The 10,726-nt window shown below is 64.9% G+C and carries 9 protein-coding genes, 1 tRNA gene and 1 riboswitch; of the genes, 5 read left to right on the forward strand and 5 right to left on the reverse strand.

Annotation, left to right across the window (positions count from 1 at the left end):
* Positions 1-1,448 (reverse strand): TonB-dependent receptor (locus Q0C64_RS11730; RefSeq protein WP_294123990.1); only part of this gene is annotated, 1,448 nt, incomplete at its 3' end.
* Positions 1,449-1,546: 98 nt separating this feature from the next.
* Positions 1,547-1,689, reverse strand: a riboswitch (cobalamin riboswitch).
* A gap of 103 nt (positions 1,690-1,792) precedes the next feature.
* On the opposite strand from Q0C64_RS11730, the gene rpmE reads away from it, so the two are divergent.
* The gene (rpmE, locus tag Q0C64_RS11735; RefSeq protein ID WP_294123991.1) at positions 1,793-2,023 is read left to right on the forward strand and encodes a 50S ribosomal protein L31; all 231 of its coding nucleotides are present in this window, start codon (positions 1,793-1,795) and stop codon (positions 2,021-2,023) included.
* A gap of 7 nt (positions 2,024-2,030) precedes the next feature.
* Positions 2,031-2,555, forward strand: a complete 525-nt coding sequence (locus Q0C64_RS11740; RefSeq protein WP_294123992.1) for a GNAT family N-acetyltransferase — start codon at positions 2,031-2,033, stop codon at positions 2,553-2,555.
* Between the two features lies 1 nt (position 2,556).
* Here the strand turns inward: Q0C64_RS11740 and Q0C64_RS11745 are convergent, their stop codons facing one another.
* The 4 genes from Q0C64_RS11745 to Q0C64_RS11760 are packed head-to-tail and all read right to left on the reverse strand — an operon-like array spanning position 2,557 to position 8,327.
* A complete protein-coding gene (locus Q0C64_RS11745; RefSeq protein WP_294123993.1) occupies positions 2,557-4,320 on the reverse strand; it encodes a DUF2207 domain-containing protein in 1,764 nt (587 codons plus the stop codon).
* A 5-nt stretch (positions 4,321-4,325) separates the two neighbouring features.
* Positions 4,326-4,889: a LemA family protein gene (locus tag Q0C64_RS11750; protein ID WP_294123995.1), complete on the reverse strand. Its 564-nt coding sequence runs from the start codon at positions 4,887-4,889 to the stop codon at positions 4,326-4,328.
* 50 nt (positions 4,890-4,939) lie between these two features.
* Complete coding sequence (locus Q0C64_RS11755) at positions 4,940-6,130, reverse strand: acyl-CoA dehydrogenase (protein ID WP_294123997.1); 1,191 nt, start codon at positions 6,128-6,130, stop codon at positions 4,940-4,942.
* A gap of 52 nt (positions 6,131-6,182) precedes the next feature.
* The gene (locus tag Q0C64_RS11760; protein WP_294124000.1) at positions 6,183-8,327 is read right to left on the reverse strand and encodes a TonB-dependent receptor plug domain-containing protein; all 2,145 of its coding nucleotides are present in this window, start codon (positions 8,325-8,327) and stop codon (positions 6,183-6,185) included.
* 218 nt (positions 8,328-8,545) lie between these two features.
* On the opposite strand from Q0C64_RS11760, the gene Q0C64_RS11765 reads away from it, so the two are divergent.
* From Q0C64_RS11765 to Q0C64_RS11775, 3 genes are all read left to right on the forward strand, one after another.
* Positions 8,546-8,635 (forward strand) — tRNA-Ser (locus Q0C64_RS11765).
* A 126-nt stretch (positions 8,636-8,761) separates the two neighbouring features.
* Entirely contained in the window at positions 8,762-9,856 is a 1,095-nt protein-coding gene (locus Q0C64_RS11770; RefSeq protein ID WP_294124002.1) for a lytic murein transglycosylase, read from the forward strand.
* Between the two features lie 58 nt (positions 9,857-9,914).
* The coding region (locus tag Q0C64_RS11775) for a D-alanyl-D-alanine carboxypeptidase family protein (RefSeq protein ID WP_294124004.1) at positions 9,915-10,726 on the forward strand (812 nt) is incomplete at its 3' end.

A 10,726-nucleotide genomic window follows, 5' to 3' on the forward strand; every position in this document is an offset into this window, starting at 1 on the left:
GACGGCTGGTAATAGCCTTCGAGCTCGATCCCCTGCCGCTTGCTCTTGCCGTCGGCGTTGACCGCGGTCGAAGTGAAGTCGGGCAGGAAGATGGTGGCAATCTCGTCCTTCAGGCGCTGCCGATAATAGGTGACCGAACCGCCCACATGGCTTGTCGCGTATCGCAGTGAAATCTCTCCACCACGGCTGGATTCCGGCTTCAAGCCGGGATTGCCGACAAAGGAGCCGGGGAAAAAGCCGTAAAGATCGAAAAAGGTCGGCTGGGCAATGCCGTCGCCATAGTTTGCTGCGATCGAGATTGAGCTAGTGAGATTCGCTTTCAGCGAGGCGCGGAAGGTGGTGGCGTCCTTGAAGCGCGAGAAAATGTCCTGCCTGACGGCCAGGCCGGCGTCGATCGGGCCAAGGCCTTCGCCTCGCCATTCCACCGTCAGCGATTGATGGTTGCGGGTGCGGTCCTGGTCGGTGAATCCGCCGAAGGCGTCGTCGTTTGCCTTGAATCGCTCATGTTCGCTTTCGAGCGCCGCAATCAGGCGATGCTTGCCGAAGCGATAGCCGCCCTCCAGTGCCAAGGTGCGGCGTTTGGCCTTGGTCTGGTTGAGAAAGTCTCCGTCGAGCTCGTTGCGGTTCGACGAGCCAAGCAGGCTGGCCGACGCAACGGCATAGGCCTTTTCGCGGTCTCCCAGCTCGGCGAACAGGCGGCCCGCGCCGAGCTTGTTGCGCGTTTCGTCCAGCGTATCGGCGTGGAGGAAGGTGAAGGGATCGAACCCGTCGAATTCGCTGCGGGCCGAGTAAGCAAAGCCGGATGCACCGACCAGCAAGGCCGGCGAGAGGCGGTAACGGCCGGAGGCGCGCAGTCCGAGGTTCCAGTAGCCGTCCTTGTCGCCATGGCCGTCGAAGCTGTCGATGCCGTCGCTGCGCTGACCGGCGACCCCGATGGAGAAGCCGCGATCGGCATCGCCGAACGTCGTCCGGGCGGCGCCGCGCCAAGTCGAATGACTGCCGCCTTCGATAAAGCCTTGGGTGCCGCCGGATCCGGGGGTTTCGCCGTTGACAGCGACCACGCCGCCGATCGCTTCCGATCCCCACAGCGCGGATTGCGGCCCACGCACGACCTCGATCCGGCTGGCAAGATCGGCATTGAGCAGCTCGAACCGCGGTTCATTGCCGGCGGCAGGGTCATTGGCGCGAATGCCCTCGACGAAGAGGAGGGTATGATTGGCTTCGGCGCCACGAATTCGAACCTGGGTGAGCGAGCCGGCGGGCCCGCTGATGCCGACAGATACCGATGGAACCAGGCGCAGCAGGTCCGGGACCAACGGCGAGCCAAGCCGCTCGATCCGTTCGCCGTCGATCAGCGCGACGCTGGCAGGCGTATCGGACGCCTTCTCCTCGGCGCGCGATGCGGTGACCACGATCGCTGGCGGTTCACTTGCTTGAAAATCAATCACTTGCAGTCCTTCCCTTCCATGACATGTCGTCACGGAGGGAAGGCGCACGCCATTGTGGCGCGTGTCGGCCCACGTCCCAAGGCTGGTCCCGGCCGAGGAAACGGACGACGGGCCAAGGCGGGTATCTGACTACGCCCAGCCATAGGCCGGGATCACAGTTGCGGGCACAGTGCCGGATGTTCGCCGGCTTCCCCCTTCGCCCGCAGCATTACACCGCGGGACCCTGGTCGCTGGCCGCGACCTGCTCCGGGGAGCGACAACTTGTCAAGCGAAGCGTCATAAGCTAGGGGCGCCGCTCACCTTTTGAGGCTGGTCGGAACCAGCCAATTTACAAGGAATATGTCATGAAGAGCGGGACGCACCCCGATTATCACTTCATCACGGTCGAGCTGACCGACGGCACCAAGTACCAGACCCGGTCGACCTGGGGCGCGGAAGGCGACACGCTGCACCTCGACATCGATCCGTCGGCCCACCCGGCCTGGACCGGTGGCAACCAGCGCATGCTCGACACCGGCGGCCAGGTTGCGCGCTTCAACAAGCGCTTTGGCGGCCTCTCGCTCGGCAAGAAGTAAGCAACAGGTGCCGGCGCCGGTTGTCGAAACCGAGCGCCTGCGGCTGCGCCCATGGCAAAAGGCCGATTTCCGGCCTTACCACGCCATCCTACAACATCCCGACGTGCACCGGCACTTCGGCCCCGAACCGATGGGGCAGGAGGAATGCTGGCGACGCCTGCTGGCCTCGGTCGGCGGGTGGGAGGTCAACGGCTTTGGCACCTGGGCGGTGACGCGCAAGAGCGACGGCCAGCTTATCGGCAACGCCGGCCTGTTCACCGCCTGGCGCGGGCTGGATCCCGAATTCGGCGACGATCCGGAAATGGGCTGGATTTTCGCCCAGGAAGTCCATGGGCAAGGAATGGCGGGCGAGGCCTGCCGCGCGGTGATCGAATGGGCCGAGGCGAATCTCGACCCGACGCCGATCTGGGCGATTATCGCCCCGGCCAATGAACCCTCATTGAAACTGGCGGAAAAGCTGGGTTTCGAGCAGCTGCATGTGACCGATTATCATGGCGATCCGACCTGGGTGCTGCGCCGCCCGGTCTGGTAACCTACCAGCCTCCGCCGCCACCACCGCCGCCGCCACCACCGGACGAGCCGCCGCCACCCGAACCCGAACTGGGGTCGGCCGATGCCGAGCCGATGCTGGTGGCGAGCGAAGCGCCGATTGAATCGGTGAATCCGCCGATGTCACTCCACGGACTTGACGAACCGCTGTACCAGCCGAGTGCGGTCCCTTGCTGGGCGGGCGAGGCCAGGGCGGCCGCAATCTGCGATTCGAAGCGCTTCGCCCAGCGCGTCTCGACCCCCAGGGCGATGGCGTAGGGAAGATATTTCTCGAACAGCGACAGCGTTTCTTCGGGCGCCTGCATGCGGTCGAACCGATCCGCTTCTGTCACCGACAGATAATGTTTGAAGCCCTCGATGCGATCCATCATGGCGCGCCCCTCCTTGGTCGGCGCCCCGAACAAGGCGAAGGCGATCAAAGCGAGCGGGAAGACGGGCAGGAGCAGGAGGAGCGGCATCTTATCGCTCAGCTGGAAGGCCGAAATGGGCCCGACCCGATCGACCAGCATGCCGAGAATGACAATCACCGCGAGCAGGACCACTGCGGCCGCCGCCAGCAGCCCGCAGCCCGCGGCGCCGGCACCTAGATTCTGGTGATAAAAACGCTCGCCGAACTCGGTCTTCAGCGCATTGGTGACCGCCGTGCTCGACGAGGAGAAGGTCGAGTGGTTGTCCTGGTCGAGCAGCAGGCTGTCATCTCCGGCGAGCAGGCCGTGATAGAGCACCGCTTCTTCCCGCGGGAGGCCGGAGACATCGTCCGACGCCCGATCGATGCGCTGCTTGGCGCTGCGGAAGAAACCGCCTTCCTCCTCGACCAGCCGGACCTTGCCCTTGACGCCGAGCGAAACCAGCGTCGCGGCGAAGGCGCGATTGTCGAACCCCCGCTTGAGGATGTAGCGAAGCGCGGCGGGCGAGAGATTGTCGGGCGGCGAAAACAGCGGAACGATGGTTCCCTTGCGCGGATCGCGACCAATCCTGAGCCAGGTTCGGGCATAGTAGGCCAGCAGCCAGACCAGGCCGCCGGCACCGAATAGCCAGGGAAGCCAGTCGGCGATGCGGCCGAACAACAGGCTGGAGCTGCTGGGGGCATCTACAACGCCCATGGGCCAGCCGACCGCGACCGTGAGGCCTTCTTGCGGCCCGAGGCCGCTGGCGACATAGCTGATCGAACCCGCCGCTTCCGAAACCAGGCTGGCAGTAGTGCTGGTGGCCCCCGCCGGTCCGGTGTAACTGGCCTTGCGGGTAAATGGCACCGCCGAGGGGAGGGTGATCCGGACTTCGGCCCGGTCAATCGGAAAGCCCCAGCCATTGCCGGTCGCGTTCCAGTATAGCTCGTCGAAGTCGGCGAAATGGCCGATCTGGCGGGTGCTGCGATAGTGGATGGTGTAGCGGTGGGCGCCGGGCGAAACTTCGGTGTTGGCCGAGCCGATGCGGACCCGCATCCCGTCGCGAATGCTTTGCACCTTATAGGGCTCGTCGGCCCCATCGCGCGTCACGCCGAGCAATTTGAAGCCGACATGGTTGCCGGGCTGCCCCTGGACGCGCCGGGTGGTCGGAAAGTCACGGTAGATGCCGTGCCGGATCGATATGCCCTCGGCATTGACGTCGAGCGTTTCGGTGACGTCGATGTCGCCACTACGCTCGACCCGGACGTCGCTCGAGTAGCTGGTGATCCGTTCCTCGGCGCGAGTAGCGGAAGGCAGGGCGACGGCGGCAATCGCCGCCAGCGCGATGGTGAGGGCGCGCACGAGGCTCAGGCCGGGCGGGCGAAATCGATCTTGGGGGCGGTCTGGATGGCCGGGTCGGCATCCTCATAATAGGGCTCATCCCTGAACCCCATCGGGCCAGCGAAGAACATATCGGGGAAGGACTGGATGCGGGTGTTAAGGTCGCGCGCGGTGGCGTTGTAGTAGCGGCGGGCCGATTGCAGTTCGCCCTCGATCGACGACAATTCACCCTGCAGCTCAAGGAAATTGGTGTTGGCCTTGAGCTCCGGATAGGCCTCGGCGACGGCCATCAGCCGGCCGAGCAGGCCGGTCATGGCGGCATCAGCCTGGGCGGTAGCGGCGACATTGCCGGCGCTGGTCGCGGCGGCGCGCTGCGCGGTGATCGCATCGAACGTCTCGCGCTCGTGGGTGGCATAGCCCTTCACCGTCTCGACCAGATTGGGGATGAGGTCGGCGCGGCGGCGCAGCTGGACGGTGATGCCGCTGAAGCCTTCGCGGACCAGCTGCCGGAGGCGCACCAGCCGGTTGTAGATACCGATAGCGACAACCAGCGCCAGGGCGGCGAGGCCGATAAGAATCCACATGATCATGACGTTGTCCCCCGTTGATCTGTGGGGGAACATAGTCGCGGAAATGGCGCCTAGAAAGCAGGAATCCCGGTGATCGCGCGGCCGAGGATCAGCGCATGGACGTCGTGCGTGCCCTCATATGTGTTGACCGTCTCGAGGTTGGCGGCGTGGCGCATCACCTGGAACTCGGCGCTAATGCCGTTGCCGCCGTGCATGTCGCGGGCGATGCGGGCGATATCGAGCGCCTTACCGCAGTTGTTGCGCTTGATGAGGCTGATCGCTTCGGGGATCAGCTCGCCGGCTTCGAGACGGCGGCCGACGCGCAACGCCGCCTGGAGGCCGAGCGTGATCTCGGTGATCATGTTGGCGAGCTTGAGCTGGACCAGCTGGTTTGCGGCCAGTGGCTTGCCGAACTGGGCGCGGTCGAGCGTGTACTGGCGGGCGGCGGCGTAGCAAGCCTCGGCTGCGCCCATCGCTCCCCAGCCGATCCCGTAGCGAGCACGGTTCAAGCAGCCGAACGGCCCCTTGAGACCCGAGACGTTGGGGAGGAGGGCGTCCTGGCCGACCTCGACCTCGTCCATCACGATCTCGCCGGTGATCGAGGCACGAAGTGAGAGCTTCTCCTTGATCTTGGGGGCAGATAGGCCGGGCGTGCCCTTTTCAAGGACGAAGCCGCGGATCGCGCCGCCATGCTCTTCCGACTTGGCCCAGACCACGAACACGTCGGCAATCGGCGAGTTGGTGATCCACATCTTGTTGCCGGTGAGCTTGTAGCCGCCCGCGGTCTTCACCGCGCGGGTGCGCATGCTGCCCGGATCGGAGCCGCTGTCGGGCTCGGTCAAGCCAAAGCAGCCGACGAGGTCGCCCTTGGCGAGCCCGGGGAGATACTTCCGCCGCTGCTCTTCCGAGCCGTAGGCGTTGATCGGGTGCATCACGAGCGAGGACTGGACCGACATCGCCGAGCGGTAGCCGCTGTCGACCCGCTCGACTGCACGGGCGATCAGGCCGTAGCTGACATAGCCGAGCCCGGCGCCGCCATATTCGGGCGCAATGGTCGCGCCGAGCAGGCCGAGATTGCCCATCTCGCGCATGATTTCGCGATCGAAATTCTCGTTGAGATAGGCTTCGGTCACCCGCGGCTGGAGGCTGTCCTGGGCGAAGGCCTCGGCAGTGTCGCGGACCATCCGCTCTTCGTCGGTCAGTTGATGGTCGAGGTCGAACGGATCGGCCCAGTCGAACGGCAGGATGGCAGGCTCGCCCACTTAAATGCTCCGGGTAAGGAATGAGTGTCGCGCCGCCCTTTAGCGATGCTCGCTAGCTGGCGCCACCCCCGCCGCCGCCGAAGGTCTGTTTGACCGTCATGCCGAAAGTCAGGTGGCGGTCGCGTTCGCGGAACTCCCTGAAGTTGAACTCCGGGTCGGCGCGGTTGGGGAAGGACAGCAAGCGGATGCGCTTGCCGAACGTATGGTCGGCATTGACGGTCACCGAGGTGCGCGGGCCGGGACGATATTCGACGAACGCGTTCCAGGCGGGCGCCCCGTTGAAATTGGTGTCGAATTCGTCGGTCCGGAAGAAGGTCGTCCGCTGATTGTCGAACAGCTCGAACCCGTAAGAAAGGGGGCCATTGTCGCGCCGGACGGTGAGGTCCCACTGCCAGGCCGGGAAGAAGTTGCTCCATTTGCGCGGATCGCCGGTGATCGGGTCATCGACGCGGGTGCGCTGCAGCGTGCCGGTCAGCTTGACGCGAAGGCCCTTCCACAATTTGCCCAGCGGCGCGTCGAGGGTCAGGCTGGCGAAGCTGCGCTTTCCGGTGCCGAGATTGCCCGGCGCGTCGAAGCAGAATGCCGGATCGCCGGGATGGTTCTGCTCATCGCAGATCAGGACGCGGTCCTGCAGCATGCTGACCAAGTCGTAGCCAAGATCGAGCTTGAACAGGCCGTCGCCAAGCAGGGCGTGGTCGACGGTTGCCCGGAATTCCCAGGTGCGTTGCGGTTGCAGGTCGGCATTGCCGGCGTTGATCCGGTCCGCCGAGAGGTCGCCGAAGCTGATGAAGTCGTAGAAATCGAGCTGGGCCACGGTCCGGCGGACCGAGAATTGGGTGTGCCAGCCGCCGCCCGGCTTCCAGTCGACCGTCAAATTGGGCTTGAAGAATTTAAGGGTGCGGTCGGCGAGGGCGTCGCCGGTCACCGTGAGTTTCGAAAATTCGTAGCGCATGCCGGCGTCGACGCGCAGCGTTGGGCTCAGCGTGCGGCCGACGTTTACATAAATCTCGCCGCGCTTCTCCTTGACCTTGGCATCGGCGATCGGAAGGTCGACTTCGGTGGTGCTGGCATCTTCGTTGACGATCAGCAGGCGGGTCGAATTGTCGAGCGTGTTGAGGGCGGCTTCGCCGCCAGCCTCGACCGAAAAGCCGCCGAGGTCCTGGCGAGTCCAGGACAGCCGCCCGATGGTTTCGTTGCGCGTGGCCTTCTGGGTCTGCTGGAACCCGCCGTTTTGCTCGCCACCCTCGCTAATCAGGGCGTCGCGCTGGATATAGGCATCGAAATTGTCGCGCTTGCGGCGCGTCGCGAGCCCGACCAGCTTGATCGCTCCGCCGGCCAGCGGGCGCGTAACGTCACCGCCCAGCTCAAACACCGTATTGTCATAGTCCTGGACGAGACTGTCGTCGTGCTGGGGCTCGCCCGTGGGGGTGACCCGGTTGCGCTGGGTGAGGTCGAACTGCCCCGGGGACCAGCGCACGTTCAGCCGGATCGCCTTGTCGCTCGCCTGTTCAAGCGCCCAGCTTGCCGAGAGATAGGGATTGAAATCGTGGTAGCTGTTGAACTTGCGACGAAACTCGAGAAGGTCGCCGGTCGGGATATCGGTCAGCGTATCGGTACCTTCCTCATGATTGAGGAAATTGTCGAAGCCGGCCGACAGGTTGAAGCTTGAGGCGCCGCTGCGAATCAGCGCCGACGCGCTTCCGTCCGTGACCAGCTTGCCATCATAGAGGCGGCGGACGGTGCCGGTGACGTTTCCATCGATCCCGCCGGCTGCCGACAAGAAAATGTTGAGGACCTGGCTCTTGCCGGCATAGTCCGACCCGAACAAATCGCCCGGGCCAAGCTCGACCCTGGTCACTCGCTGGGCGGGGATCCGCGCCAGGGTAGTTTCAAGGGATTCGGCCTTGGAACTGGGCCGGGAGCCATTGATGATCACATTGCCGGCCGCACCGGCAAAACCGCGCACGTCGACGCCATTTTGCGCCGCGCCCAGATCGAGCTGGAACCCCGGGACCCGCCGGGCGATGTCGAGCGCGGTCCGCGGGGCATATTGGGTAAAGAAGGCGGCCACATATTGCGTGGTCCGCGACGCATCTGTTCCACCGGCGGGCTCCGCGCCGCCCTGTTGGGCGAAAGCGGGTGACGCAAGCGCGGTCGACAGGGCAATGAAACTGAGACCCCTAAGGCCGCGATGCATCAATATCTCCCGTTGCTGGATGCGCGGCGCCTACGCCTACACTTGTCATCGGGGGAGGGGCGGTTCGACCAATCGACGAACGGTTCTGCGAGGCTACCAGTGGGGAGGAGCGAACGAATGGACCGACTGCCGCGCAGATGGACGCCGGGCGCTGCAATAATCGCTTGGCCGCCGCTCAATTGCGCAGCGGCCACCGATTAGTCTAAGCGCCGCGGACCGGAGAGGTGGCCGAGTGGTTTAAGGCAGCGGTCTTGAAAACCGCCGTGGGTGCAAGCTCACCGTGGGTTCGAATCCCACCCTCTCCGCCAACCCCACGATTGCCCAGCCTTTACAACGCGTGCCCGCAGGCGACGGGTTGTGCAAGCTGCGGGGCGAATAGGCATGGGCGGTTCACTTAACCTTCGTTAGCCTGAATTGACGATCTTGGAGGTGGGATGAAGATTCTTGGGGCTATGATATTGGCGGCGATGGCTTCGACGAGCCAGGTCGACCCGCTAGCGCCCCTGCCAGATGCGCCCAGACCCGCTCCGACCATTGTGCAGCAGCCGATGATCGTCGCGCAGCCGAACGATGCGGTGACCGGCTATGCTGCCTACAAGATGCGGCTGATGGCCCTGGCCCGAAGCGCCGCCGTGCGCGAAGCGACGATCCAGTCGGTCATACCGTCGCTGACCCTCAACAGCCGAGTGATCGAGCTCGACCGTGCCCAGCCGGGCGGGACCAACAACGGCAACGCCGCGCCGCCATTCGCACCTTACCGGCGGCGACATGTGACCAGTGACCTTATCCGCCGCGGGCAGGCGCGCTACGCGGCCAACGGCCAGTGGCTCAACTATATCGAGCAGCGCTACGGGGTCGAAGCTGGCGTGCTGCTGGCGATTTACGGCCATGAGACCAGCTTTGGCGTGGTGACCGGCGGGTTCGACCTGCTCGAGGCGCTGGGGACGCTCGCTTATGAAGGGCGGCGGCGAAAGTTCTTCGAAGAGGAGTTTGTCGCCGCGCTGAAGCTGCTCGATCGCGGTACGCCACGCTCCATGCTGAAGGGCAGCTGGGCCGGCGCAACCGGCTATCCGCAGTTCATGCCGAGCGCGGTGCTGCGACTGGCGGCCGACGGGGACGGGGACGGGGATGCCAATATCTGGCGCAGCGAGGCCGACGGGCTGGCGTCGATCGCCGCCTATTTCCGCGATGCCGGGTGGAAGCCCAACGTCCATTGGGGGGTTCCGGTGCGCGTCCCGGCAACGCTCAACCGGGCGGCCATCAAGAGCAAGCTGGTCGCGCCGCGCTGCCCGCAGGTTTATGCCCGGCACAGCCAGTGGAAGACGATGCGCGAATGGCGGGCGCTGGGGGTCTATCCGACCGGGCGGGACCTGCCGGACAATGAGATGGCGAGCCTGATCGAGCCCGACGGCCCGGGCAGCACCGCCTATCTGCTGACCACCAACTACCGCACGATCCTCGACTATAATTGCTCGAATTTTTATGCGCTTTCGGTCGGGCTTTTGGCGGACTCGATAGTTGGCGGATAAGCCCCGGGCGCGCTACGACAGCGAATCTCTCCTCTTTGCCCGGAGTTCGGCCCTACCCATGATCCGCGCCACCCTGTTCCTGACCGCCGCTTCTCTCGCCCTGGCCTCGGCCGCACCGGCCAAGGCGCCGCCGTTCGATACGCCGGCCAAGGTCGCCTATCTGATCGACCTGTCGTCGGGCGCGGTGCTGCTGTCGAAGAATGCCGACCAGCGGATGCCGCCAGCGTCGATGGCCAAGATGATGACGACCAACGTCGCGTTCGAGCTGATCAAGAAGGGCGATCTGAAGCTCGACAAGATGTGCACGGTGCGGCCCGAGACGTGGCAAAAATGGCACGGGCCCGCCGCCGGATCGACCATGTTCCTCAGCCCGGGCGAGCAAGTCAGCGTCGAAAATTTGCTGAAGGGCATCATCACCCTGTCGGGCAATGACGCGTCGGTGGTGCTGGCCGAATGCATCGGCGGGACCGAACCGGCCTTCGCCGACCGGATGAACGAAAATGCCAAGCGGCTCGGCCTTACCAACAGCCACTTCGGCAATTCGAACGGCTGGCCCGACGAAGGGGTGACCTATGTATCCGCCCGCGACCTGGCGACGCTGGCCCGGGCCGAGATCGAAAATTATCCAGACCTCTACGGGAAATTCTACAGCCTGACCCAGTTCACCTGGGGCAAGACGCTGGGTAGCGGCAACGATATCACCCAGGCCAACCGCAACCCGCTGCTCGGCCGCGTGCCGGGCGCCGATGGGCTCAAGACCGGCCATACCGATGAAGCGGGCTACGGCTTCACCGGGTCGGCCGAGCAGAGCGGCCGCCGCCTGATCATGGTCGTGGCCGGGCTCGACAGCTTCAACCAGCGGATCGAGGA

Source organism: Sphingomonas sp., assembly GCF_023266535.1.
Classification (GTDB): Bacteria; Pseudomonadota; Alphaproteobacteria; order Sphingomonadales; family Sphingomonadaceae; genus Sphingomicrobium.

Bases quoted from the DNA above. Each gene is read 5' to 3' on its own strand.
- rpmE (WP_294123991.1), top strand. From the start codon at position 1,793: ATGAAGAGCGGGACGCACCCCGATTATCACTTCATCACGGTCGAGCTG.
- Q0C64_RS11750 (WP_294123995.1), bottom strand. From the start codon at position 4,889: ATGATCATGTGGATTCTTATCGGCCTCGCCGCCCTGGCGCTGGTTGTC.
- Q0C64_RS11760 (WP_294124000.1), bottom strand. From the start codon at position 8,327: ATGCATCGCGGCCTTAGGGGTCTCAGTTTCATTGCCCTGTCGACCGCG.
- Q0C64_RS11770 (WP_294124002.1), top strand. From the start codon at position 8,762: ATGAAGATTCTTGGGGCTATGATATTGGCGGCGATGGCTTCGACGAGC.